General features: G+C 43.9%; 23 protein-coding genes and 2 tRNA genes. 10 read left to right on the top strand and 15 right to left on the bottom strand.

Annotated elements, in window-relative coordinates:
* The first annotated feature begins 34 nt into the window (after positions 1 to 34).
* Positions 35 to 2,299, top strand: a complete 2,265-nt coding sequence (gene clpA, locus MHM98_RS00500; RefSeq protein ID WP_239437039.1) for an ATP-dependent Clp protease ATP-binding subunit ClpA — start codon at positions 35 to 37, stop codon at positions 2,297 to 2,299.
* An 84-nt stretch (positions 2,300 to 2,383) separates the two neighbouring features.
* Here clpA and infA read toward each other — a convergent pair whose 3' ends face one another.
* The 3 genes from infA to aat form a co-directional block, all read right to left on the bottom strand.
* Entirely contained in the window at positions 2,384 to 2,602 is a 219-nt protein-coding gene (gene infA / locus MHM98_RS00495) for a translation initiation factor IF-1 (RefSeq protein ID WP_239437038.1), read from the bottom strand.
* 125 nt (positions 2,603 to 2,727) lie between these two features.
* Positions 2,728 to 3,435: an arginyltransferase gene (locus tag MHM98_RS00490; protein WP_239437037.1), complete on the bottom strand. Its 708-nt coding sequence runs from the start codon at positions 3,433 to 3,435 to the stop codon at positions 2,728 to 2,730.
* Complete coding sequence (gene aat, locus MHM98_RS00485) at positions 3,428 to 4,126, bottom strand: leucyl/phenylalanyl-tRNA--protein transferase (protein ID WP_239437036.1); 699 nt, start codon at positions 4,124 to 4,126, stop codon at positions 3,428 to 3,430. The genes MHM98_RS00490 and aat overlap by 8 nt, the downstream gene beginning before the upstream one ends.
* 122 nt (positions 4,127 to 4,248) lie before the next feature.
* Here aat and MHM98_RS00480 point away from each other — a divergent pair, with 122 nt between their 5' ends.
* Positions 4,249 to 4,716 (top strand): hypothetical protein, encoded by a 468-nt coding sequence (locus MHM98_RS00480; protein ID WP_239437035.1) that lies wholly within the window; start codon positions 4,249 to 4,251, stop codon positions 4,714 to 4,716.
* Positions 4,717 to 4,801: 85 nt separating this feature from the next.
* Here the strand turns inward: MHM98_RS00480 and trxB are convergent, their stop codons facing one another.
* Positions 4,802 to 5,752: a thioredoxin-disulfide reductase gene (trxB, locus tag MHM98_RS00475; protein WP_239437034.1), complete on the bottom strand. Its 951-nt coding sequence runs from the start codon at positions 5,750 to 5,752 to the stop codon at positions 4,802 to 4,804.
* 192 nt (positions 5,753 to 5,944) lie between these two features.
* The gene (gene ald / locus MHM98_RS00470; protein ID WP_239437033.1) at positions 5,945 to 7,060 is read right to left on the bottom strand and encodes an alanine dehydrogenase; all 1,116 of its coding nucleotides are present in this window, start codon (positions 7,058 to 7,060) and stop codon (positions 5,945 to 5,947) included.
* Positions 7,061 to 7,224: 164 nt separating this feature from the next.
* On the opposite strand from ald, the gene lrp reads away from it, so the two are divergent.
* The 6 genes from lrp to serS all read left to right on the top strand — a co-directional run bounded on the left by lrp (position 7,225) and on the right by serS (position 14,201).
* Positions 7,225 to 7,689: a leucine-responsive transcriptional regulator Lrp gene (gene lrp / locus MHM98_RS00465; protein ID WP_239437032.1), complete on the top strand. Its 465-nt coding sequence runs from the start codon at positions 7,225 to 7,227 to the stop codon at positions 7,687 to 7,689.
* Between the two features lie 190 nt (positions 7,690 to 7,879).
* Positions 7,880 to 10,441, top strand: coding sequence for a DNA translocase FtsK (locus MHM98_RS00460; protein ID WP_239438041.1), 2,562 nt, complete (start codon positions 7,880 to 7,882; stop codon positions 10,439 to 10,441).
* A gap of 104 nt (positions 10,442 to 10,545) precedes the next feature.
* Positions 10,546 to 11,172: an outer membrane lipoprotein chaperone LolA gene (gene lolA, locus MHM98_RS00455; RefSeq protein WP_239437031.1), complete on the top strand. Its 627-nt coding sequence runs from the start codon at positions 10,546 to 10,548 to the stop codon at positions 11,170 to 11,172.
* Between the two features lie 3 nt (positions 11,173 to 11,175).
* Entirely contained in the window at positions 11,176 to 12,504 is a 1,329-nt protein-coding gene (locus MHM98_RS00450) for a replication-associated recombination protein A (protein ID WP_239437030.1), read from the top strand.
* Entirely contained in the window at positions 12,497 to 12,865 is a 369-nt protein-coding gene (gene crcB / locus MHM98_RS00445; protein ID WP_239437029.1) for a fluoride efflux transporter CrcB, read from the top strand. Before MHM98_RS00450 ends, crcB begins: the two co-directional genes overlap by 8 nt.
* A gap of 49 nt (positions 12,866 to 12,914) precedes the next feature.
* Positions 12,915 to 14,201 (top strand): serine--tRNA ligase, encoded by a 1,287-nt coding sequence (gene serS, locus MHM98_RS00440; RefSeq protein ID WP_239437028.1) that lies wholly within the window; start codon positions 12,915 to 12,917, stop codon positions 14,199 to 14,201.
* Positions 14,202 to 14,710: 509 nt separating this feature from the next.
* Here serS and MHM98_RS00435 read toward each other — a convergent pair.
* A complete protein-coding gene (locus MHM98_RS00435) occupies positions 14,711 to 16,444 on the bottom strand; it encodes a sodium:solute symporter family protein (protein ID WP_239437027.1) in 1,734 nt (577 codons plus the stop codon).
* Positions 16,445 to 16,455: 11 nt separating this feature from the next.
* Positions 16,456 to 16,719, bottom strand: coding sequence for a DUF4212 domain-containing protein (locus MHM98_RS00430; protein WP_239437026.1), 264 nt, complete (start codon positions 16,717 to 16,719; stop codon positions 16,456 to 16,458).
* A gap of 486 nt (positions 16,720 to 17,205) precedes the next feature.
* Between MHM98_RS00430 and MHM98_RS00425 the strand changes: the two genes are divergently transcribed.
* A complete protein-coding gene (locus tag MHM98_RS00425) occupies positions 17,206 to 18,225 on the top strand; it encodes a diguanylate cyclase (RefSeq protein WP_239437025.1) in 1,020 nt (339 codons plus the stop codon).
* 182 nt (positions 18,226 to 18,407) lie between these two features.
* Here MHM98_RS00425 and MHM98_RS00420 read toward each other — a convergent pair.
* The 7 genes from MHM98_RS00420 to leuS all read right to left on the bottom strand — a co-directional run bounded on the left by MHM98_RS00420 (position 18,408) and on the right by leuS (position 24,137).
* Positions 18,408 to 18,484, bottom strand: a tRNA-Arg gene (locus tag MHM98_RS00420).
* Between the two features lie 32 nt (positions 18,485 to 18,516).
* Positions 18,517 to 18,608: transfer RNA gene (locus tag MHM98_RS00415), tRNA-Ser, on the bottom strand.
* Positions 18,609 to 18,734: 126 nt separating this feature from the next.
* Positions 18,735 to 19,274: a DUF2058 domain-containing protein gene (locus MHM98_RS00410; RefSeq protein ID WP_239437024.1), complete on the bottom strand. Its 540-nt coding sequence runs from the start codon at positions 19,272 to 19,274 to the stop codon at positions 18,735 to 18,737.
* Positions 19,275 to 19,333: 59 nt separating this feature from the next.
* Positions 19,334 to 19,969 carry a nicotinate-nucleotide adenylyltransferase gene (nadD, locus tag MHM98_RS00405; protein ID WP_239437023.1) on the bottom strand — a complete coding sequence of 212 codons (636 nt, stop codon included), beginning with the start codon at positions 19,967 to 19,969 and terminating at the stop codon, positions 19,334 to 19,336.
* Positions 19,969 to 20,973, bottom strand: coding sequence for a DNA polymerase III subunit delta (gene holA / locus MHM98_RS00400; RefSeq protein WP_239437022.1), 1,005 nt, complete (start codon positions 20,971 to 20,973; stop codon positions 19,969 to 19,971). The genes nadD and holA overlap by 1 nt, the downstream gene beginning before the upstream one ends.
* Positions 20,974 to 20,982: 9 nt before the next feature.
* The gene (gene lptE, locus MHM98_RS00395) at positions 20,983 to 21,471 is read right to left on the bottom strand and encodes an LPS assembly lipoprotein LptE (RefSeq protein ID WP_239437021.1); all 489 of its coding nucleotides are present in this window, start codon (positions 21,469 to 21,471) and stop codon (positions 20,983 to 20,985) included.
* A gap of 77 nt (positions 21,472 to 21,548) precedes the next feature.
* Positions 21,549 to 24,137, bottom strand: coding sequence for a leucine--tRNA ligase (leuS, locus tag MHM98_RS00390; RefSeq protein WP_239437020.1), 2,589 nt, complete (start codon positions 24,135 to 24,137; stop codon positions 21,549 to 21,551).
* Between the two features lie 213 nt (positions 24,138 to 24,350).
* Here leuS and MHM98_RS00385 point away from each other — a divergent pair, with 213 nt between their 5' ends.
* Entirely contained in the window at positions 24,351 to 24,848 is a 498-nt protein-coding gene (locus tag MHM98_RS00385; RefSeq protein ID WP_239437019.1) for a hypothetical protein, read from the top strand.
* 33 nt (positions 24,849 to 24,881) lie between these two features.
* Here MHM98_RS00385 and lnt read toward each other — a convergent pair whose 3' ends face one another.
* Positions 24,882 to 26,534 carry an apolipoprotein N-acyltransferase gene (lnt, locus tag MHM98_RS00380; protein WP_239437018.1) on the bottom strand — a complete coding sequence of 551 codons (1,653 nt, stop codon included), beginning with the start codon at positions 26,532 to 26,534 and terminating at the stop codon, positions 24,882 to 24,884.
* Positions 26,535 to 26,567 lie beyond the last annotated feature (33 nt).

Below are 26,567 nucleotides of genomic sequence, written 5' to 3'. Positions count from 1 at the left end.
GGTCACAGTGACTTTATCTTATAAGGGGATACCTATGTTAAATAAATCACTAGAATTAACGCTCAATAACGCCTTTAGAGATGCACGTGCAAAACGTCATGAGTTTATGACGGTAGAACATCTATTATTGGCCCTCATCGACAACGAATCAGCTAAAGACGCACTTAAGGCATGTGGTGCAAACCTAGCTTCTCTCAAACAAGAGCTCATTTCCTTTATTGAAGAAACAACTCCGCTACTACCAGTAGATGATAACGATCGCGAAACTCAGCCAACATTGGGTTTTCAACGTGTATTACAACGTGCCGTTTTCCATGTCCAGTCATCTGGTAATAGTGAAGTTAGCGGTGCCAACGTACTAGTGGCTATTTTTAGTGAGCAAGAGTCTCAAGCCACTTATTTATTGAAGAAATCTGATGTGTCACGCCTCGATGTGGTTAACTATATTTCTCATGGCGTTTCAAAAGACGAAGAGCACGATGCTGTGCCAGGCCTTGAACAAACCGAAGGTGGCGAAGAGGCCGGAAAAGCTAGTGCCTTAACCAAATATGCAGTTAATCTAAACGAAGCGGCAAGCGCGGGTGAAATTGATCCGTTAATTGGCCGTGCTAGTGAAGTAGAGCGCACCGTACAGGTATTATCTCGCCGCCGTAAGAATAACCCATTATTGGTGGGGGAAGCAGGTGTTGGAAAAACCGCCATTGCAGAAGGTCTGGCTTTTAGGATCATTAAAGATGATGTACCTGATGTGATTAAAGATCACGTGATTTATTCTCTAGATATGGGCGCAATTTTAGCGGGTACTAAATATCGCGGTGATTTTGAAAAACGCTTTAAATCGGTATTGAAAGAGTTTGAAAAACAAGCGGACGCGATTTTATTTATCGATGAAATTCATACCATTATCGGCGCTGGTGCTGCCTCTGGCGGTATGCTCGATGCGTCGAACTTACTAAAACCACTACTTTCGAATGGTAAGCTGCGCTGTATTGGCTCAACAACCTATCAAGAATTTAGTGGCATCTTTGAGAAAGACCGAGCGCTTGCGCGTCGTTTCCAAAAAATCGATGTGGTAGAGCCGTCAATTGAAGATACAACAGATATCTTAATGGGACTAAAGCCAAGTTACGAAAAACATCACAACGTTACTTATACCCGTGCAGCAATGAAGGCGGCAGCTAAATTATCAGATAAGTACATCCTTGAGCGCTTCTTGCCTGACAAAGCGATCGATGTAATGGATGAAGCCGGTGCACGCCATGCGATGACCCGTAATGAGCAGGATGACAATGTGATTGATGTGTCGCATATCGAAACCATCATTGCCAAAATGGCGCGTATTCCTGAGCAGTCGGTATCGTCATCTGACATCAATCTACTACAACACTTAGATCGTAATTTAAAACTTGTGGTATTTGGCCAAGATCCTGCCATTGATAAGCTAACTTCGGCAATTCGTTTATCACGCTCAGGTCTGGGTAATGAAGATAAGCCAATTGGCTCTTTCTTATTTGCCGGCGCCACAGGTGTTGGTAAAACAGAAGTTTGTAAGCAACTCGCTAAGTGTTTGGGTGTTGAGCTTATTCGCTTTGATATGTCTGAGTACTTAGAGAGCCACACAGTAAGTCGCTTGATTGGTGCGCCGCCGGGTTATGTTGGTTATGACCAAGGTGGTTTACTGACAGATGCAGTGCGTAAACACCCGCATAGTGTTGTTTTACTCGATGAAATCGAAAAAGCCCACAGTGATGTTTATAACTTGCTATTGCAAGTGATGGATCACGGTAGCCTTACCGATAATAACGGCCGTAAAGCTGACTTTAGAAACGTGATTTTAGTGATGACCACTAATGCAGGTGTCGCGCAAACTGAGCGTCAGTCGATTGGTTTCCAAGTGCAAGATAACTCAACCGATGCGATGCAAGAAATTAACCGCGTATTCTCGCCTGAGTTTAGAAATCGTCTAGATTCGATTGTGTGGTTTAACAGCCTTGAGCAATCAATTATCGAACAGGTGGTTGATAAGTTTATCGTTGAGGTTCAAGCACAGCTTGATGCTAAAGCGGTAACTCTCAATGTCGATAAAGAGGCGCGTTTATGGCTGGTGAATAAAGGTTATGACAAAACCATGGGGGCACGCCCTATGACCCGTGTCATTCAAGACGAGCTTAAAAAGCCAATGGCTAATGAGTTGTTATTCGGTGAATTGAGTCGCGGTGGTACGGTATCAGTGTCGTTAAAAAATGACGCGCTTGCGTTTGAATTTGTCGCTGCAGAGAAACATGAAGAAATTAACTAGCGTCTTCGGACGCTAGAAAGCAAAAAGCCCATCGATAATCGATGGGCTTTTTTTATAATTACCGTTTAGTAATTATAAAAGCGATTAACGCGCACGGAATACGATGCGACCTTTAGTAAGATCGTATGGCGTTAATTGAACTGTTACTTTATCGCCAGTCAAAATACGGATGTAGTTTTTACGCATTTTGCCAGAAATATGAGCTGTCACAACATGACCATTCTCTAATTCTACGCGGAACATGGTATTAGGCAGTGTATCTAACACGGTACCTTGCATTTCGATGTTGTCTTCTTTTGCCATTACAGACTTATTCCTGTCATCTTTTTAGATTAAAAATTTGAGTAAATAATTAGCCATTAATTAACTGTGCTAATTTATGGGCGCAAATGATGAACTAATTAGCTCGCTGTGTAAAGGTTTGGAAGCTAATTTTTGTATTTAATCCATCTATTGTCGATGTAGCGCTCATTTGGACGATATTGTTGCTTGTAATTCATCGCTTTACAGTCATCGATTTGAAAGCCTAAGTAAAGGTATTGCAAACCTAGTTTTCGGGATTGCTCGATTTGCCGCAAGATATGAACTTTGCCGAGAGATAATGCTTCGTAGTCTGGGTCGAAGAAGGTATAAACCGCTGATAAGCCGTTCCCTAATATGTCAGTGACAGCGACGCCGATGAGTTTGTCGCCATCATAAGATTCCAAAAAGCCAATATTAAGCCAATTACATTTGGTAAAGGTTTCAAGGGCACTTAATTGAGGAGGGTACATACTACCGTCGCTATGACGCAGACTAATATATTTACTATATAACGCAAAATAGTCTTGTGATGGCTCGGTGACCCATCGACTGGTAATATGTTTGGCTTTATTTAACACCCGCTTTTGACTCTTACTCGGCGTAAAATCATCGACGTTTATGCGAATGCTCTGACAGGCTCGGCAATGCTCACAATGGGGGCGATAAGCATCGTTGCCCCCACGCCTAAATCCACGTTCCATGAGTTGCTGATAAATATAGCTGTTGATTTGCTCATTGGGATAAACCACCAATAAGCGCTCTGACTCACCAGGTAAATAGCTACAATCGTTTGATTGGGTTAGGCCGAGGGTTAATTGTTCTAACTCAGACAATGGTGAGCTCCTGCGGTTGCCAATTGATAGTGCTTGATGTTTGTTTATTAATAAAGGTGATAAATTCGTCTCGCTGGATGAGTTTGGCGCCAAGCGATATTAAATGCGGATTTTCTATTTGGCAGTCAATGAGGGAGATATTGTGGGCCAACAGAAATTTACTCAGCGCAAGTAGGGCAATTTTCGAACCATTGGGTTTAAGTGAAAACATCGACTCACCACAAAACACATTACTCATCGACACACCGTATAAGCCGCCAACGAGCTCGTTGTCTTGCCATACTTCAACACTCTGTGCTTTTCCTTGTTGGTGCAGCTGAGTATAGGCCTGTGTCATTTTGTTATCTATCCAGGTACCGAGACCATCTTTTCGCGGTTGACGGCACTGGTGTATGACTTCTTCAAAGGCATGATTGATTGTTACTCGTAATGGAGTTTTACGAATAAACTTAGCAAGTGACCTGCTAATGTGGAATTCTCGACAGTCAATGACGCAGCGCTGGCTTGGAGACCACCACATAATAGGATCTTCTTCATTAAACCACGGAAAAATTCCATTTTTATAAGCATTCACTAGCCGGGCATCGGTGAGGTCGCCACCAGCTGCTAACAGACCATCTGGCTCAGACAGTGCGAAATGCACTGGTGGAAATTCAATATTCGTTGGATCTAAAAGTGTGAGTTGACTCATATTTAAGAATAGGTGCGCTCATCGTTAATTTTTATTACACTATATTATACCTAAGTATTTGCAAAATAATTATTTGTACGTGCGTTGGGTTAATTACCAGCTTGTAGCACATGGAGAGCTAAATGAAACGATTGGTTGTGTTGGGAATTGTATTAATTATTGGCGTAGTTAGCACGCAGGGAAATGCTGTGGCCAATGATAAAACTATTCAGATTTCAAAAGTTGAGTCGGCTGTCGTTTCTAGTATCCGGCAATTGAGTGAACAGGATTTAGAGCGGGATAAAAACCGCAATTGGGCACTGTTTGGTAAATCTTTGCTAGGTGGCGTGTTGGGCTATCAATACGGCAATGGCTCAGGACATGATATTAAGCGTGTTCTTAATACCATTTTGGCTCACAATCAAAAAAAAGACGAAGGCAACGAGTTAAAGAGCAGCAATAAAGTACGGTTAACTGAGCTGCAGGTGCGATTAAACAATGGCAAGCGTCAGGCAATTATCTTAGCGACGCAAAATGATCGCGTTTATCGTGCTAACGACAAAGTTCGTTTAGTGTATTTCGAAACCGGTGTATTTATCGATAAGATATAACTTGTGTTAGAGAATCTAAAAAAGCCCGATACGTGAAAACGTATCGGGCTTTTTCGTTACTTTGATTTGTTCGTTTCTATGGCCTTTATTGCGCGTCTAGGAAACGTTCAGCATCTAATGCTGCCATACAACCACTGCCAGCTGAAGTAATTGCTTGGCGGTAGTGTTGATCGAATACATCACCAGCAGCAAATACGCCTTCAACAGACGTTTGTGTTGCATTGCCTTGTAGACCAGATTGTACTTTCAGGTAGCCGTTTTCCATTTCTAGTTGGCCTTCGAAAATACCTGTGTTTGGCTGGTGGCCGATAGCGATGAATACACCGTCTACCGCTAATTCACTGTCAGAATTACCATTAGTGCCTTCAAGTTTAACGCCTGTTACGCCCATTTGGTCGCCAACAACTTCTTGCAGCGTTGAGTTTAGGTGTAATTGGATGTTGCCGTTTTCAGCTTTGTCCATTAAGCGATCTGTTAAGATTTTTTCACTACGGAAGGTATCACGACGGTGAACTAAGTGTACTTTTGAGGCGATGTTAGCAAGGTAAAGCGCTTCTTCAACAGCAGTGTTACCACCACCAACTACAGCAACTTCTTTACCGCGGTAGAAGAAACCATCACAAGTTGCACAAGCTGAAACGCCGCGACCCATAAATTCTTCTTCAGATGGTAAACCGATGTATTTAGCCGATGCACCTGTTGCTAAGATAACAGCATCAGCGGTAAATACTTGGTTATCACCCTTTAGCGTGAATGGACGCTTTGAGAAATCAACTTTGTTGATGTGATCGAATACGATTTCAGTATCAAATTTCTCAGCGTGCTCTTTCATACGCTCCATTAATACGGGACCGGTTAAATCGTTGGCATCGCCAGGCCAGTTTTCAACTTCAGTTGTTGTGGTTAGCTGACCACCTTGTTGAATACCTGTTACTAGTACTGGTTTTAAGTTAGCACGTGCTGCGTATACTGCTGCAGTGTAACCTGCTGGACCAGAGCCTAAAATTAATAGCTGGCAATGTTTTACTTCACTCATTAAATACTCCTAAAGGGAACTGGGGTTATCCGCCATTTGCGAACAAAAATAATATGATTATGTGTATATGTTGGGCTTAGTATATGAATATCAAGGTTACGGCACAATAAGTTATGAGTTATAGCTTATTAAGGACATAAAAAAAGCCAGCGTAATGCTGGCTTCTTATCTTTACACAAGAAGTTTCACTAATTAAGCGATAGCAACTTCTGGTGCAACGTAGTCCATGCCGTGAGCAACAGCTACACTTTCACAAGTGATTTTGCCATCGATTACGTTTAGACCGTTTAAGAAATCTTGATTAGAAGAAAGGGCTTCTTTGTAGCCTTTGTTCGCTAACTCGATGATGTACGGTAACGTTGCATTGTTAAGTGCGAACGTAGAAGTACGTGGCACAGCACCAGGCATGTTAGCAACACAGTAGTGAACAACGTCATCAACGATGTAAGTCGGCTCTTGGTGAGTCGTTGCTTTTGATGTTTCAATACAACCGCCTTGGTCGATTGCAACGTCAACGATAGCTGCGCCAGCTTTCATTGCTGCGATGTGCTCTTTAGTCACTAGTTTAGGTGCTGCAGCACCTGGGATTAATACGCCACCGATAACTAAATCAGCTGCTAATACTTCTTTTTCTAGCGTGTCAGCCGTTGAGTAAAGCACTTTAGCCGTGTTGCCAAACTGAACGTTTAGACGACGTAGCGTGTCGATGTTGCGATCTAAGATAGTTACGTCAGCACCTAAACCGACTGCCATTTGCGCTGCGTTGTTACCAACCATACCGCCGCCGATTACAACTACTTTAGCTGGCTCAACACCAGGTACGCCACCTAATAGCATGCCGCGACCAGAGTTTGATTTTTCAAGGGCTTGTGCGCCAGCTTGAATAGACATGCGGCCAGCAACTTCTGACATAGGTGCTAATAGTGGTAGACCGCCGTTGCGATCAGTCACTGTTTCGTAAGCGATACAAACTGCTTTAGATTTAATTAGCGCTTCAGTTTGCGGTAAGTCTGGGGCAAGGTGAAGGTAAGTAAATAGAATTTGACCTTCGCGTAACATTGCACACTCAACAGGTTGTGGTTCTTTTACTTTTACAATCATGTCAGCTGCATCGAAGATTTCTTTCGCAGTGCCAGCGATAGTTGCGCCAACTGCTGTGTAGTCTTCGTCTGAGAAGCCGATGCCAGTACCAGCGTTAGTTTCAACAACTACGCTGTGGCCGTTTTGAATAAGTTCTCTAACACTTGCTGGAACCATGCCTACGCGATATTCGTGATTTTTTATTTCTTTTGGTACACCGATATGCATATTTTTACCTTGTTTGGTTGTGTTTTAACTGCGAGATATTATATGAAAGTTTATATAATATTTTTCCCTGTAGTTTTTCCTAAAATGCTATAGCGCTAGAGTATTGTTCTGAGAAATGTGGTTTAATTAGTTTTTTATGCTAAATAAACAGGTATGACAAGCTAATGGAACTTGATCGCATCGATAAAAACATTCTTCGTGAGTTACAAAATGATGGCCGAATTTCTAATGTTGAGCTGTCAAAACGGGTAGGGTTGTCGCCAACTCCTTGCCTAGAGCGCGTCAAACGCTTAGAGCGTAGCGGTGTGATAAAGCAATATACCGCCTTGTTAGATCCCGCTGCCGTCGATGCTTCTTTATTAGTTTATGTGGAAATTAAACTTCATCGTTCTAGCGCTGATGTGTTTGATCGTTTTAATGCCGCTGCTCAGCAATTAGACACTATTTTAGAATGTCATTTGGTGTCGGGCGATTTCGACTATCTGTTGAAAACACGTGTATCGGACATGTCCACTTACCGCGGCGTGTTAAATGAAACGTTATTGTCATTGCCGGATATCAAGGACTCACGCACCTATGTAGTGATGGAAGAGGTTAAATATTCCACAAACTTACCAATATCCCACTAATTTTAGGCGTAACAGCGATGCAAACGCGGTTAACCATGGCAATTAATCGCTAAATTTTGTATCGTAAGCCTTCGATTTATGGCCATATTTTATATATTGATTCAACAGGAGTTCAGCCTTGGTTTCACACAATGACAATGAATCATTAGACACATTGGCTGACGCGCCTGATTTGGAAAAAGAGCAACCTATGGAAAGTACCTCAACGCATTCTTCTCCTAAGCAACCAATTACTGGTATGCAACGGGTTTTAGAGGCAAGTATTGTTACCTCGACCCTGCTATCACTGTATCTTTTATTAGCGCTTTATAGTTTTGACGCTGGTGATGCCGCGTGGACGCAAACCGCCAGTGATGAGCTGGCAAAAAACTGGATGGGTAATGCCGGTGCCTATCTCGCCGATATTCTATTTGTTAGCGTCGGTGTTTTAGCATACAGCTTACCATTTTTACTCGCTGGTCTTGGCTATGTGCTGTTTAAGGCGCATCACAAATTACGTGAAATCGATTTTTTTACCATGGGACTGCGTTTTATCGGTTTCTTCTTAACCGCCTTTGGTGTGTTGGCCACTGCGAGTATTAATTTTGACGACATTCATCAGGCGTTTTCTGCTGGAGGAATTGTCGGCGATATTATTGCCAACGCGATGTTGCCTAATTTTAATTTCATTGGCACCACCTTATTGCTTATCTGCTTTATTGCCACTGGCTTGACGTTGATGACGGGTATTGGCTGGATGCAAGTGGTTGAGCGCACTGGCGGCGTTGTAGTCGCTGTTGTTATGTGGATTGTCAAAGGTATTGCCAGCCTATTGAACACCACAGAAGATAAAGAGCAAACATCGGCTGATGATAGCGCTGAATTTGACGCTGACGCAGATAAGGCAACTGAGCAGAGCCAAACAGCTGAGCGTGATCATCAGTTAGGTGACATTCAAATTGATGAACCATCAACTGAACCAAGTTTCTCAATTGGTAACTCATCAAACAGTCGTGTTGAAGCAGAAATTGACGATCACGAAGACATGCCGTCATTTAGTGCATCGCGCGACGACGATATTGATTTAAGTATGTATCAACGTCCGCCTGAAAAAGCCGCATCCGAATCAGACATCGCTGATGGCAAATCAGATGGAGTGTCGGGCGAAGAGTTGTCTAACGACCAACTGGCACAAGCTATTGCTGCTGTGCAACCAAAAGTGGTAGAAGTGCCTGAAAAACGCGGCACTATCGATGGCCTGCCGCCAGTACGTCGCGCAACAACACCGTTGCCAACACTAGATTTATTAGATATGCCAAAGAAGCTGGCTAATCCTATTGCTCAAGAAGACTTAGATCGCGTATCACGCTTGGTTGAAGCCAAACTACTGGACTTTAATATCACAGCAACTGTGGTTGATGTGTTCCCTGGCCCTGTTATTACTCGATTCGAACTCGATTTAGCACCCGGCGTGAAGGTAAGTAAAATCTCTGGCTTGTCAAAAGATTTAGCTCGCTCATTATCTGCACTTAGCGTGCGTGTCGTGGAAGTTATTCCGGGTAAGAGCGTTATTGGTCTAGAAATTCCAAATGAGAATCGCGAAGTTGTTTATCTGCGTGAAAACCTCGCTTGCGACAAGTTCCAACATTCAGAATCTGCCCTCACCATGGTATTGGGTAAAGATATCGCTGGTATGCCAGTAGTAGTGGATTTAGGTAAAATGCCGCACTTATTGGTTGCTGGTACTACGGGCTCGGGCAAATCTGTTGGTGTAAACGCGATGATTTTATCATTGCTTTACAAATCAACGCCTGAGCAAGTGCGCCTCATTATGATTGACCCGAAAATGCTTGAACTATCGGTATATGAGGGTATTCCGCATCTACTTGCTGAAGTCGTAACTGATATGAAAGAAGCCGCTAATGCGCTGCGTTGGTGTGTGGGTGAAATGGAACGTCGTTACAAGCTGTTATCAGCGGTTGGCGTACGTAATCTCAAAGGTTATAACGCAAAAGTTAAGGCGGCAATAGAAGCTGGCGAGCCACTTACCGATCCACTGTGGAAACCAGGCGATAGCATGGATGAAACAGCGCCACTGCTGGAAACGCTGCCAAGTATTGTTGTCGTGGTGGATGAATTTGCCGACATGATCATGATAGTTGGTAAGAAGGTAGAAGAGCTAATCGCTCGTATCGCGCAAAAAGCCCGTGCTGCTGGTATTCATCTTATTCTTGCAACACAGCGTCCATCGGTGGACGTTATTACTGGTCTTATTAAAGCGAATATTCCAACCCGTATCGCCTTCCAAGTTTCATCGCGAGTTGATTCACGAACGATTTTAGATCAGCAGGGTGCTGAGCAACTACTCGGTCAAGGTGACATGCTTTACCTACCACCGGGTACTGGCGTGCCAACGCGTGTTCACGGTGCTTTTGTGGATGATCATGAAGTACACAAAGTGGTAGATGATTGGAAATTGCGCGGCAAACCAAATTATATCGACGCTATTTTATCAGGTGAATCGAACGAGCAAATACTGTTACCTGGTGAGGCGGCCGAAGGCGACGAAGAAAACGATGAGTTTTACGATGAAGCCGTGGCCTTTGTTACAGAAACACGTCGTGGCTCCATTTCTAGCGTACAGCGCAAATTTAAAATTGGTTACAATCGCGCAGCGCGTTTAATCGAACAAATGGAAGCTGCTGGTGTCGTAAGTTCACCGGGCCATAATGGCACACGCGAAGTTTTAGCGCCACCACCACCGAAAGCCTAATTGGCAGTTTGGTCTTCGTAAGAGTATCAATTTAAAGAGAACGAATTTTGAAATTATTGACTATCAAAACATTAACAGCAGTTACGTTAATAACAGGAGCTGTCATGGCACAACCCGTTGTAGCGACTGAGCCACCAATCAAAGATATGGCGCTGCATAAGAAAAGTATTGTTGACGATGCGAGCTTTGGGCTCCGTAACAAGCTAAAAATGTATCAGCAGTTTTCAGCAACCTTTAATCAACGCGTGTTAGATAACAAAGGTCGTGAAATTCAGCAGGCAACTGGTCATATGAAAATGTCTCAGCCTAATATGTTTCGTTGGGTAACCAATGAGCCTGATGAATCAGTTGTGGTGTCCGACGGAAAAAGTGTGTGGATTTACAATCCATTTGTCGAGCAAGTTAGCGCACTTGATCTCGATAGCACCATGACCCAATCGCCGCTGTGGCTAATTGCAAATCAAAGCGACGCAGCATGGTCTCAGTTTACCGTGAAAAAAGTCGGAGAGGCGTTTGAGGTGGTACCCAAGGATAGCAAAAACCTAACGCGTAAAGTAACTATGACGTTCAATGATAATGCCATTAGTCAATTATCGATTGAAGATGCGCAGGGGCAAACTAGCCATTTTACTTTTAACAAGTTTGATTACAGCAATGCAATTGCACCAGAAAATTTCGTATTCGAGATGCCAGAAGGTGTCGACTTTGACGATCAGCGCCGAGGAAATTAACTGGTGAGCAATTTGCCATTTGATTTTTCACCTGACTTTCAACCCTTGGCCGCACGTATGCGGCCAACTAATTTTAGTCAGTATATCGGCCAAGCGCATATTTTGGGTGAAGGCAAACCGCTGCGCAAAGCTTTAGAAGCTGGTCGTGCCCATTCGATGATTTTGTGGGGCCCTCCTGGCACCGGAAAAACCACTTTAGCGGAAATTGTTGCCCACTATGTCGATGCTCATGTCGAACGTATCTCGGCGGTGACTTCTGGCGTGAAAGAAATTCGGGCGGCGATAGATAGTGCGAAACAAATCGCTCAATCACAATCGCGCCGTACCTTGTTGTTTGTAGATGAAGTACATCGCTTTAATAAATCACAGCAAGATGCCTTTTTGCCATACATTGAAGATGGCACGGTGATTTTTGTTGGCGCAACGACCGAAAACCCATCGTTTCAGCTTAATAACGCGTTGTTATCCCGTGCTCGTGTTTATTTGCTTAAAAAGCTTGAAAACGACGATATCCAGGCACTGTTAACCCAAGCCGTCAATGATAAAGAGCGCGGATTCGGCAATGACAATATCACGCTGTCGGACGAAGTATTAAATGGCTTAGCAAACGTAGTGCAGGGTGATGCCCGCATGGCGCTTAACTATCTTGAGTTGCTAATGGATATGCGCGATGGCCGTGAGATTGATTTGGCCATGTTAACCCAAGTGTGCGGTGATAAAGTCAGTCAATTTGATAACAAAGGCGATCTCTATTACGACTTAATTTCTGCATTGCATAAGTCTATCCGTGGTTCATCGCCAGATGGTGCCTTGTATTGGTATTGCCGAATGCTAGCCGTTGGCGCAGATCCACTTTATGTCGGCAGACGATTGCTCGCCATTGCCTCAGAAGACATCGGCAATGCCGATCCTAAAGCGATGGATGTGGCGTTAAATGCATGGGAGTGTTTCCATCGCGTGGGACCTGCTGAAGGCGAACGCGCAATCGCCCAAGCTATTGTTTATTTGGCCTGCGCGCCAAAGAGTAATGCGGTTTATAACGCATTTAAAGAAATGCAGCGTATCGTCGCTAGCGAAAACGATTATGAAGTGCCGCATCATTTGCGCAATGCACCGACCAAGCTGATGAACGATTTGGGCTATGGTCAGGAATATCGCTACGCCCACGATGAGCCTAATGCGTTTGCGGCGGGGGAAAGTTATTTACCACCAGAGCTTAAGGACGTTGAAGTCTATCAACCAACGAGTCGCGGCTTAGAGGGAAAAATAGGCGAAAAGCTAAATTACCTCAAACAGTTAAATCAACAAAGTGGTCACAAGCGTTATGAATAATTTGCTAATGATTGCCGCTGGTGGTGCACTTGGCGCGATTTCCCGTTACGGATTGTCACAATTGGCAATTAATGTGTTTGGCAAAGGCTTTCCTTTTGGTACACTTATCGCCAATTTTGTCGGGTCACTCTTAATGGGGCTATTATTTGCACTGATTGAGAGTGAATCCTTGATGCCACAAGCGAAAATCGCCTTAGGCGTTGGCTTTCTCGGTGCATTTACCACGTTTTCGACGTTTTCACTCGATACGGTGTTGATGATCCAAGCCGGTGATATTCAAAAAGCCATATTAAATGTGTTGGGAAATTTAGTGCTTTGTTTAACGGCAGTATTTATTGGTTTGTGGCTCGGCAGCAAATAACACGTAAAAAGTATTTATAAATTAAATAGTAATTAACATTGGAAGAAACATGTTAGATCCTAAATATCTTAGAACTGAACTGGAAGAAACAGCGGCGCGTTTAAAAGCCCGTGGTTATGAGTTAGAAGTCGCTGCAATCAGCGAATTAGAAGAGCGTCGTAAAGTATTACAAGTATCGACTCAAGAATTACAAGCTCAACGTAACTCTCGTTCTAAGTCCATTGGTCAAGCAAAAGCGCGCGGCGAAGACATTGCGCCATTGCTTGCTGAAGTTGGTGAATTAGGTGATAAATTAGACGCGGCGAAAGCTGAACTATCAACCTTATTAACTGATATTGATAACATCGTAATGGGTGTTCCGAACCTACCAGACAGCGATGTTCCTGCCGGTAAAGACGAAGACGAGAACGTTGAAGTTTTACGTTGGGGCACACCGCGTACCTTCGATTTTGAAATTAAAGATCACGCCGATGTTGGTGAAGCACTAGGTGGCATTGATTTTGGCGCGTCAGTAAAACTTTCTGGCTCACGCTTTGTTGTTATGAAAAACCAAGTGGCGCGTATGCACCGTGCACTGGCGCAATTCATGTTAGATCAACACACAATGGAACACGGCTACACAGAAGCTTACGTACCTTACTTAGTAAACAGCGACAGCTTACGTGGCACAGGTCAATTACCAAAATTTGGTGAAGATCTATTCCACACTGGCCCTGCGAATGAAGAGGGCACTAGCCTAAGCCTTATCCCAACGGCAGAAGTACCATTAACGAACTTAATGCGTGACGAAATCGTTGAAGAAGCGCAATTGCCACTTAAATTTACAGCTCACACACCGTGTTTCCGTAGTGAAGCAGGTTCATACGGTCGTGATATCAAAGGGTTAATCCGTCAGCATCAATTCGACAAAGTTGAAATGGTTCAAATCGTTAAGCCAGATGCATCAGACGCTGCACTTGAAGAAATGACAGGCCACGCTGAGAAAATCCTACAGTTATTAGAACTACCATACCGCAAAGTTATGCTTTGTACAGGTGATATGGGCTTCACAGCAGCTAAAACTTACGATTTAGAAGTATGGTTACCAACGCAAGATTGTTACCGTGAAATCTCTTCATGTAGTAATACTCGCGACTTCCAAGCGCGTCGTATGCAAGCACGTTTCCGTAACAGTGAAACTGGCAAGCCAGAATTAGTACACACGCTAAATGGCTCAGGCTTAGCCGTAGGTCGTACTTTGGTTGCTATCCTAGAGAATAACCAGCAAGCTGATGGCACTGTGACTGTTCCTGAAGCGCTACGTCCGTACATGGGAGGTTTAGCACATATCGGCTAGACACTTGATGTAATGAACGATGAACAGCGGTTTAGACGCATGCTTTATCGAGCGATGCTCTTATTGTTCAGCGGACTACTATTAGTCATCCTCGGCTCCGCCGTTGAACTAATAATAAAGCATGCATAACAAAAAACCACCTACGGGTGGTTTTTTACGTTCAGGACGTATGGTAACTTGCGATGCCACGGATGACTAGGAGCAAGGTACGTTCGGGACGAACCGTATCTCGCGGTGCCATAGATGGCATGGAGCAAGGTATACGTAGCCAAAATAACACCTGTCGGGATCTCGGGTGGATAAGTAGAAGTTACAGTTAGAATAAACTTTACCAAGACTCTCATTAAGAAAGCGATATTCTACAGGGAATGCATCCAATTTCATTTTTGATGGCAGGAAGAGGGCGTCGTATCAGAGAAAGAATTGCCTTGTTTACTTCGCAGCTTTTGAAAATCAAACATAAAAAACCAGCGCATGCGCTGGTTTTTTGTTTATCAATCGTTTATCGATTAGTGGTCGTGTGCTGCACCGGCACCTTTAGGTACTCGGATTGAATCAACCATATCAACAACCTCTTGTGGTACTTCGCCAGTTACTTTAGATACTGCAAACGCAGTAGCGAAGTTAACTAACATACCCACAGTACCAATACCTTCTGGCGAGATGCCTAGGAACCAGTTTTCAGGTTTGTTAGCCGCTGGGTTAACGAACTTGAAGTAGATGATGTAAGCGGCTGTGAATACTAAACCAGTGATCATACCGGCAATTGCACCTTCTTTATTCATCTTCTTGCTGAAGATACCCATGATAATTGCTGGGAATAGCGAAGATGCTGCTAAACCGAATGCAAAGGCTACTACCGCGGCTACGAAGCCTGGAGGGTTAATGCCGAAGTAACCCGCACATAGAATACCCACCGCAGCGGCGCCACGTGCCCACATTAGCTCTTGCTTATCACTAATATCTGGCATTAGAGTCTTCTTCATCAAGTCATGAGATACCGACGTCGAGATAACCAATAGTAGACCAGCAGAAGTTGAGAGCGCGGCTGCTAGACCACCGGCGGCTACAAGCGCGATTACCCATGCTGGTAAATCAGCGATCTCTGGGTTAGCCAATACCATGATGTCGCGGTCGATTTTCATTTCGTTACGCTCATCACCTGAGTAGAACATTTTGCCATCGCCATTCTTATCGTCGAACTTGATTAGGCCAGTTTTTTCCCAGTTTTTGATCCAGCTAGGTGCTTCGCTGTATGGTGTGCCTTGACCGTATACTTTAGTGCCATCTTGCATTTGCACAGTTGGACCATTGATAGTCTCAATCATGTTTACACGAGCAAAAGACGCTAGAGCAGGGATAGTTGTGTACATGATACCGATGAATACTAGTGTCCAACCTGCAGAGATACGAGAATCTTTCACTTTAGGTACAGTGAAGAAACGTACGATTACGTGTGGTAGACCTGCAGTACCAATCATTAATGCACCAGTGATTGCGAATACGTCGAGGGTAGATTTACGACCTTCGGTATAAGCACCGAATCCGAGCTCTTCAGAGAGACCGTCGAGCTTGGCTAAGAGATAACCTGAGCCGTCGGCCATTTCGCTACCAAAACCGATTTGTGGAATTGGATTACCTGTCATCATTACTGAGATAAAGATCGCTGGTACCATGAAAGCGAAAATAAGAACACAGTATTGAGCCACTTGGGTGTAGGTAATACCTTTCATACCACCTAATACCGCATAGAAGAATACAACTGCCATACCGATAACAACACCAGTCGCAATTTCTACTTCTAAGAAGCGAGAGAATACAACACCCACACCACGCATTTGACCTGCGATGTAAGTGAAACAGATAAAGATTGCACACACAACAGCTACGATACGTGCAGCGTCTGAGTAGTAACGGTCACCAATGAAATCTGGCACGGTAAATTTACCGAATTTACGTAAATAAGGCACCATACAAAGTGCTAATAATACGTAACCACCAGTCCAGCCTAGCAAGTAAACTAGACCGTCAGAACCTGTGAAAGATACGATACCTGCTAATGAAATAAATGATGCGGCTGACATCCAGTCGGCAGCTGTTGCCATACCATTCATTACGGGTGGAACACCACCGCCTGCTACGTAAAACTCTTTGGTTGAACCAGCGCGTGACCAAATGGCAATACCGATATACAGCGCGAAGGTTAAACCAACGATGATATAGGTGAGTAATTGAACATCCATCGTAATTGCTCCTATTCTTCTACGTTATATTTTTTATCGAGCGCATTCATCTGTTTTACATAGATGAATATCAATGCGATGAATACATACATGGCACCTTGTTGAGCAAACCAGAAACCTAGTTTAAAACCCATAAAGGTAATTTCGTTGAGTTGGTCAATAAATAAAATGCTGCATCCATAAGACACAACAAACCATACAGCCAATAATTTGAGCATAATCTTCAGGTTTTCTTTCCAGTAACCTTCAGCTTGTTCTTTGCTTTCGAAACTCATATAACTGCCCCCTTTTGTTTAATAGTTATGTTGGAGTTACGAAAGTTAATCTAACAAGCAAGGGGAGGAGGGGAATCAAGACCTTAGTCTATAGCCAATTTTTGATCAGAGCTGCAATGTTCTACATAGATAGTAATAAAACCGTATAAACAGCGGCTTGTAACAAGATTGTTAACAATTTAATCAGTACGTGACGGTCTATTCCTTAGACCAAGGTCTAGTATGTAAACTGCTGTTTTAAAATGGAAATAACCTTACAAAAAAGCATAGTTTATAATCGATTGTTGATAATTGAACACAAAGTAAACTTAGAGGTGTAACAAAATAATTCACTAAATTGGTACTTTATTCGTATGCGGGGTTATTACTTGGTACTTAGGTTGGTTGATTCAGATCAGGGCACGGGTAAACTTTGCGTGGTAAAAAAGGATTAGTTTTGTGTGAGCAGTGAAACTATGTTGTTATCCTATTCTTTTCGAGGTTAAGTTGAAATTTTCAGAAAACTCCAATCAGGCGGCGAATTATTTGCGCCAAGCTGTGCCTAAGATGGTTGAGCACGATATTGTGCCAAACCCATTGAATTACACCTTGTGGTATAGCTATTTTTCAAAGGCTTATCCAACACTAAATACAGCGCTTGAGAGTACAGTTGCTAGATACGGTACCTGTCCTGCAGATGTCAGTGAGTCATTATTTCTTGAACACATTATCAAGAGCGACGATCAAATTCATCAAAACAATGAGATCCAGCAATCACTGGTACATTTAGTTAGTGATCTTTCTTGCCACATCGAAAACACAGCCCGTGAAACTTCGGTCTACTCTGGTGCGCTTAAAGAAAATATTATGGATTTAGGCACTGCTGGACTCAGTGAAGAGCTAACAGAAAAGCTAAATCAGTTGAGCTCTAATGCGAGTGGCTTATGTAGCGCCAACGATGCCTTCCAAACACAGCTTGCACAGGCGCAATCTGAAATAGAATCGCTAAAGCAAGAACTTGAAAAAACACAATCGCAGGCATCCACCGACGCACTGACCGGTCTTGGAAATCGCCGTGTTTTTGAGCGAATCTTTGCCCAGTATGCCAACAGTGAAGATACGCCAATGTCGGTCGTAATGATAGATATCGATCGCTTTAAAGCATTCAACGATACTCACGGTCACTTAATGGGAGATCAGATCCTGCAATTTGTGGGCAAGCTCCTTAAACAAGAATGCCCAGAGCCGATTACGCCAGTGCGTTTTGGCGGTGAAGAATTTGCGCTGTTGTGTCCAGAATTAGAGATCGATAATGTACAGGCGATTGCAGAGACTATTCGCACTAAGTTATCGAAAGTTGCTTTTAGTAATAAGCGAACGGGTGAGCGCATTGAGCCAGTGACGGCCTCATTTGGTATTGCCACCAAGCGCTCTAATGAGTTGTTAGAAAACCTTGTTGAACGAGCTGACAGTGCTTTATACGCTGCGAAGAATAACGGCCGTAATCAGGTGCAACTCGCCAGCTAATCACTTTAATTTAAGACAGGGATGTCTTGAATCATTTCTTAAGCGTGCTCTACGCGAAATTCTTTTGTACAGACAGCAAGCGTCGGACGAATAGTAAATTAATATCATTGTAGATATAGAGATATTACTAACTAAATCAGATGATTAATTTAGAATTTAAATATAAGGACGTAGAAAAGAAATGGCGCGCATGGAAGGAGTCGAACCTCCGACCGCCTGGTTCGTAGCCAGGTACTCTATCCAGCTGAGCTACATGCGCGCATCAAGTCCCATTTATGCAGAGTTGATAAATGGCGGAGAGGGAGGGATTCGAACCCTCGACGGGATATAAAGCCCGTACTCCCTTAGCAGGGGAGCGCCTTCGGCCTCTCGGCCACCTCTCCGTTGACGAGGCATATTATAGAAGTCCTAAAATATGTCAACAACTTAACTAATCGATTGCTGTTATATTAAGCGATATGGCTGTACTATCTCGCCTCGTTGATGATTTATTAGATAACTATCAGTAATTACCACATTAAATCATCAGGGATCTGGAAGTCTGCATACGGATCATCTTCATCTACTTCCGTCGGCGTGTTGTCGTTTTGTAGTACTAAGTACTTTTCATCGACGGCGGCAATTTTCTCTGCAGCAAGGGCTGGCAGTAGGTAAACGACCTCTTCGAAATAACAAATAGAAATACGGCCTTTAACTAGCGCGTTGTGATTGACTTCGTTGAGTAATAGACATTTTACCTTGCCTTCAAGGGCATAGTTGTACTCGAGCTCACCTTCGTAATCTTTGATATGAAGCTGAGAAATCATTTGCTTAACTTTACCGATTTCAGACTTCTTATCCAGCTCTTGCTTGATTTGCGCATTCTTTTGCGTGTCTAGCTCGGCTTGTTGGGCTTTTTTCGCTGCTAATTCATCTTGTAAGCTAGTGTCTTCTTGCGCTTGGTTTTTACGAACTGCTTTGTTCTTTTTACGTTTTTCACTACGAATTTGTTTAGCTGATTGCTTGTTGGCAAGCCCAGCCTTTAATAGCTGCTCTTGTAAAGACGCCATAATAATCTCTCTAGGTGTTACTAATGATGGCGCATAATAACAATGCGCAAAGGGGAAGGCTAGCGATAAAGTTGATGCGTTGCAATGTAGTCTTCGACCGCGGGTGGAGTCAGATAAGTGATGGAATTTCCGTCTTTTAATGCTTGGCGCATTTGTGAAGAGGAGATGGCTAGAGGATGTGCTTCGTAAACGAAGATACGGCCGTTTAATGTCGATTTAATCTGTGCGATATCAGTTGTTTGATAATCTGTCAGCAGGTTAGCGGCGTCACTATTATCACTAATGTCATAGCCGGGGCGCTTAGAAACAATAAGATGACAGTTCGCTAATATTTCCTGCCATTGGTGCCATTTCGTGAAATTGATTAGTGAATCCATGCCCATCAAAAAACACAGAGGGCGATTTGGGTATTGCGCGCGAAAAGAACGCACGGTATCCACTGTATATGATGTATTTTCTGAGGATATTTCAATATCGCTAATACTGAGCATCGGGCTAATTGACGTTGCCAGTTTTAGCATTGCCAAACGATGATGCGCATTGACATCTTGAGCCGCCTTGTGCGGAGATAGGTAGTTTGGAATTAATGTAACGCTAGATAATTCCAACGCCTGACAAATATCTAACGCGCTGCGCAAATGCCCGTGATGGACTGGGCTAAAGGTGCCACCAAACAGACCTATTGGTGACTCCATTATTTGAGATCTCCCGTCAGCGTCAGGGTTAATTGTGTAATGCTAGTCCACGGCAGTTCAAAGGAGAGCTTAATGCGTTGTTCGATGTCACTAAGTTGATTGAGACAAGCCAATAGGGTGTTGAGTGACAAACGGCGCAAAGCGTTATCAAATAGCTTCTGCCTTGCCGCCCAAACGCGCGCACCTTGGTAAATCGGCGCCAGAGGTTGTGATTGAACCTGTGCTTTTTTAAGAGAAATAAGTAAGGTTAATTCACGATTAAAGGCCCAAAACAGTAATTGCGGCTCAGCTTCTTCACGCTTTAGGCTAGTAAGAATTTTCAGTGCTTTGTCGGTATGGCCAGCGAGTAGGGCATCTTGCAATTCAAACAAACTAAAGCGCGATTGATTAGTGACGCGTTGTTTTAGTCCCGTCACATCAAGGTATTGATTACCGACTTGAAGCGATAGTTTATCGAGCTCTTGGCTCGCTGCCATCAAATTGCCTTCAAACATCTGCGCCAGTAGCTGCGTTCCTTGAGGGTCAATATTAAGGCTGCGATTTTTTACTTCACCGTCAAGCCATTTGACGAAATGGTGTCCTTCTGGCTGCGTGATATTGACAAACACGCCAGCATTTTCGAGCGCCTTAAACCATTTGGCTTTTTGCGCCTCAGCTGTGGCCTTTGGGCCGTGGATGATCAAAATGGTATCGGGTGATTGCGTGCTAAGAAATTCATTAATCGCTTTAGCACCTTCTTGTCCAGGTTTAAGGCTGGTGAGCTCTAACTCAATAAGTTGACGATTAGAAAACAGCGATAAGTTTTGCCCGTTGCTATTAAGCTCTTGCCAACTAAACTGCGGGCTTTGTGTTAATGATATCCGTTCATCAAATCCTTGAGCCTTACAAGCGCTGCGAATAGCATCAAGACTTTGCATTTTTTGCAGTGGTTCATCACCTAAAATCAGGTAAACCGAGGCTAACTTTTGTAAGTTGGTGCTAAGTTGGTTGGCGTATAATCGCATAATGGTAATTTACAGGCGGCTTAATTGCTGCACAATCTGACGCGCGGCTTGTTGTCTGATTTCACGCAATAACTGCTCCCGCTCACGGCTTTTCGCTTGCGCCGACTGTGGATCATCAAGGTAGTCACGTCTTATCGATACATTAAATGCTTGCGGCGCCTCATTGGCTTTTATCACCTGATAATCCAGGGTGTAAATCAGTTCGTACTCAGCAACCTGACCGCTAGAAAACAGAGACAGAGTCCCACGTTCAAACTTTTCTTTACCTAGACGCACAATAGGCGTGGTGGCTTTGTTGTTAAAGCTCACATCCTGTTGCTGTAATTGGGTTGTCACTAAACGGGTAATTTCGCTGTATTTATCACTGCTTTGAATGTTTAGCGTCTTAAGTGCAATGGGAAGTTGGTAGTTGCCTTGCAGGCGAAAACCACAGCCAGCAACAACGGAAACCGCCATAGCGGCGACAATGGTTAACTTGAGGTTGTTAAGTAAACGCAAATTGACCTCACTTAATTGTATTTGCTGACAAATAGAGATGAGTGGCGGGGAAGGACTAGCTTCCCCGCCCACAGGGTTTAGTTAGCTACGATGTTAACTAGTTTACCCGGTACCACAATAACTTTGCGCACTGTTTTACCATCGGTAAAGCGTTGTACATCCGCATCGTCTAAAGCAAGTTTTTCAATTTCGTCTTTAGAAGCGTCTGCCGCTACGTTTAGCTTAGCGCGTAGCTTACCGTTTACTTGGACGATAATAAGTTTTGAATCTTCAACTAGTGCAGACTCATCAACCGTTGGCCAGTCAACAAAGGCTAGGTTGTCATCGTTACCTAGTGCTGCGTATAGCTCGTGACAAACATGTGGCACGATAGGCGCTAACATTTTCACGATAGCTTCAATTGCTTCACCTAAGATGGCGCGATCTTGCTCTGTTTCGCTTGGCGCTTTGTATAGGCGGTTAACCAATTCCATGATCGCTGCGATAGCTGTGTTAAAGGTTTGGCGACGACCGATATCATCAGATACCTTAGCGATAGTCTTGTGAACTTCGCGGCGTAATGCTTTTTGATCGCCTGTTAACGCATCTTTGTTTAGGGCTGGTGTCGCGCCTAATTCGATGTGATTGTAGGCTAAACGCCATACGCGTTTTAAGAAGCGGTTAGCACCCTCAACGGCAGAGTCTACCCACTCAAGCGTTTGCTCAGCTGGCGCGGCGAACATAATAAATAGACGTACAGTATCTGCGCCGTATTTGTCGATCATCACCTGTGGATCGATGCCGTTGTTTTTCGACTTCGACATCTTGCTCATACCAGCGTGCTCTAGTTTATCGCCGGTTGATTTTTGCGTAGCGCCGATGATTTGGCCCTTGTCGTTAGTGATGGTTTCAACATCGTCTAACAAGATCCACTGTTTAGTACCTTTTTCGTCAAGCTTGTAGAAGGCATCTGATAACACCATGCCTTGAGTTAATAGCTTTTTGAACGGTTCGTTGCTGTTTACTAGGCCTTGATCGCGCAGTAATTTATGGAAGAAACGCGCGTACAGTAAGTGCAAGATAGCGTGCTCGATACCGCCGATGTATTGATCAACAGGTAACCAGTGATTCGCCTGCGCAGGATCTAACATCGCATCTTTTGCTGGTGATGCATAGCGAGCGTAATACCAGCTCGATTCCATGAAGGTATCAAAAGTATCTGTTTCGTGCAGTGCTGGCTGACCGTTATAGGTGGTTTTTGCCCACTCTTTGTCAGATTTAATTGGCGAGTTAATACCATCCATTACCACATCTTCAGGTAATTCAACTGGCAGTTGCTCTGGTGGTACTGGAACTACATCACCGTTTTCAAGGTGCAGCATTGGAATTGGGCTACCCCAGTAACGCTGACGTGAAACACCCCAGTCACGCAGACGGAAGTTTACGGTTTTCTTACCTTTGCCTTGTGATTCTAATTCGCTAGCGATGGCATCTAAGGCAGCTTCAGACGTTAAGCCGTCAAATTGACCTGAGTTAAATAGCACGCCTTTTTCGGTGTAAGCTGCTTGTGAGATATCAACGGTTTTGTCTTCGCTGTCAGTCGCGTGAATTACCGCTTCAATTGGTAAATCGTATTTAGTGGCGAATTCGAAATCGCGTTGGTCGTGCCCTGGTACTGCCATTACCGCGCCTGAGCCGTAATCGGCTAATACGAAGTTAGCAATCCAAACTGGCACTTCGCGGCCACTGATAGGGTGAATGGCGTAGAAACCTGTCGCCATACCTTTCTTTTCCATCGTCGCCATATCAGCTTCAGCAACTTTAGTGTTTTTACACTCGTCGATAAAGGCTGCAAGATCAGCGTTAGTCTTAGCCGCTTCAAGTGCTAGTGGATGCTGTGCAGCGATACCAACATACGTGACACCCATTAAGGTGTCAGGACGTGTAGTGTAAACTTCTAGTTTGTCACCGCGGCCTTTTAATTCAAAGCTTAAATCAACACCTTCAGAGCGACCGATCCAGTTGCGCTGCATGGTTTTAACTTTTTCTGGCCACTCGTCTAACTCGTCTAAGTCATCTAATAGCTCTTGCGCGTATTTAGTGATACGAACAAACCATTGTGGGATTTCTTTACGCTCTACCGTGGTATCACAGCGCCAACATGCGCCGTCAACAACTTGCTCGTTCGCTAGTACTGTTTGATCGTGTGGACACCAGTTAACGGCAGAGGTCTTCTTGTACACCATGTCTTTTTTGTAAAGCTCGGTGAAGAACCATTGCTCCCAGCGGTAGTAATCAGAGCGACATGTCGCGAATTCGCGATCCCAGTCGTAACCAAAGCCTAATGCTCGCAACTGGTTCTTCATGTAATCGATGTTTTCGTAGGTCCATTTCGCTGGCGCAGTTTTGTTGTTGATTGCCGCGTTTTCAGCTGGTAGACCAAAAGCATCCCAACCCATAGGTTGCAGTACGTTTTTACCTTGCATGCGTTGGTAGCGAGAAACTACATCACCAATGGTGTAGTTACGCACGTGACCCATGTGCAGGCGACCACTTGGATATGGGAACATCGATAGACAATAGAACTTCTCTTGATCGTCTTTTTCTGTCGCTTTAAAGGTGTCGTTTTCAGCCCAATATTGCTGGGCTTTCGATTCTATTTCTGAAGGAGTGTACTGCTCTTGCATTTAACTTTACCTAGGGCATAAACGCCGATGTTTGTGAATCACAAACATCACGCGTAATTTTAAGATGAAAAAATTAGCCATAGGATACAGCCGTTGTTGATTTGCAACAATACTTTGTTGCTTTTGATGCCAAAAAGATAACCAATTTTGTGCATTCTATTGTCCTAAGGCGTATATTTTAAGGAGGCCATTGTTTATTAGGAGTAAATCGTAATGAAAACAGATAAGGCAATTTTTAAAACGGGTTATCACAAGTTGTTAGAATCGCTAGAGCGACAATGGATAGAAAACGGAAAATCACAATCCCTTGAAGCGCTTATTGACAAAGGCATGGCAAGTTACCGATTTGCTAATGAAATTTCCGATGAGCAGTTACGGGACATTCAATGGCAGTTAAAAGTTGATCTCAAAGAGTTTATTTCTGATACACGACAAAACCCGAGCTTTACCAATTCTCCGAGTTATTTAGCGTTAGAATCGACTATGTGGCAATGGGCACTGGCGATTAGCGATAAGTGCCAGTTGGAATGGTTAGAGCTAACGCAGGACATTGAGCATGATGGGCTTTATCAGACGGACGATGTCGTGGGACTAGGGCAATTTTTGTGTCTTAACTGTTCCACTGCGGTTGCGGTGTATCATCCGCAAGCCTTGAGCACTTGTGCCAAGTGTCAAGGCCAACAGTTTAGACGGGTCGCTTTTAGCCCTTAGATAAGAAGTCTTTAGCTTTCTGCTAGGAAGCCCTTAGCTTTCTGGTAACGAGTAGTCCTGTTTAATACGGTTAATTTTAAAATTAAGCCGATTTTGCCGATGACCAACTAACAGACATATGAACAGCAGCGCCGCCAGTCCAATAACCAAGGGTGTTTGGCCGTGGCGGTAAAAGAAGGTTTCGCCGCTTACTGTCTGTAAATTTGCCCTGAGTACAGCTTCTTTAAACTGTGGCAATTGCTGGGTAATCTTTCCGTGATGGTCAACAATGGCAGTTACACCAGTGTTTGTAACTCGAATAAGTGGACGTCCTAATTCTATGGCGCGCATTTGCGCAATTTCCATGTGTTGATGGGGTCCAATAGATTCCCCAAACCACGCATCGTTAGAAATGGTTAACAAAAAGTCGGTATCACTCTTCATATTAGCGCGTACCAATTGGCCAAAGGCAATTTCATAACAAATCGCTGGTGCGAATTTAAATCCGCGCGCCGTAAGGTTTGGTTGAGCCCAATCGCCACGCGTAAACGATGACATCGGCAGATTAAATAATGGTGCTAATGGCCGCAATAAGGATTGAAAAGGGACAAACTCACCGATAGGTAACAATTGATGTTTGTAATATCGATTGCTGTGATTGTCTTGATATATGCCTTCTAAACTGCGGCTGTCGGTGTCATTACCCAAGGTCATAATGGCATTGTAGTAATCGTGGTTTTTCGACGATGGCGGTTTGGCGGCTTCCATTGCTGACACATCGGCTTTTGGTGTACGGCCAATAATGCCGGTAATAATCGCACTGTCATTAAATGCGGCGGATGAGTCCATCAAATTTAAATAATCTTGCACCCATGCTTCAACTGCTGGCATTGCCGCTTCTGGCCAAATAATCACATCGCTATCAAATTGTTCGCGCGTTAAATCCATGTATCGTGTGATCGTTGGCCACATGGCACTGGCATCCCATTTTGCGCTTTGTTCGATATTGCCTTGGATTAATGCAAGGTTTACTGAACGCTCTTGCTGCTGGAGGTTTGGCTGACTAGTGATATAGGGCATGGTGATAGCGAGGCCAATTAAGCAAATTGCACTAAGCACATGACGTTTTAAGGCATAAAAACTGAGAGCGGCAAAAGTGACTATGACCGCTGTTAATCCAAGTGTGCCGATGACTGATGCTGCTTGGCTGTAGATACCTTGAGTTTGACTATAACCCAATGAAAGCCAAGGAAATCCAGTGAGTACTATACCGCGTAAATATTCGGCAATCGCCCAGGCGCTCACAAAGAGTAATACGTTAAATAGCGGCCATTTTTGCTTGAAACGTACTAACAAATAACTGGCAAGGGCAGGATATAGCGCTAAATAGGCGGCGAGTAATGCCATTAACAATAAGGTGACTATGAGCGGCAGACCGCCAAATACGTCAAGAGAAACATGGACCCAGCGTAGACCTGATATAAACAGCCCCATGCCAAAACTAAGGCCAATGACAAAACCTGATTTAGCGGTTTGGACACCTTTGTGGTGGAGTAAAGCAAATAGCCCTAGGATAGCGACTGGCGTAGTCCACTGTATTGAATAAGGTGCAAAGCCAAAATGGCCAATAACACCTGCGGCAAATGCCAATAATGGCAGGATAAAAAAACGCCCATTAAGGGCGTTTAACTGTTGGGATAGTCCCATAAAACACATAATTCCTATTATGTTTGTGATTCC

The sequence above is a fragment of the Psychrobium sp. MM17-31 genome (assembly GCF_022347785.1).
GTDB lineage: Bacteria > Pseudomonadota > Gammaproteobacteria > Enterobacterales > Psychrobiaceae > Psychrobium.
This window is presented reverse-complemented; position numbering and strand designations above follow the sequence as displayed.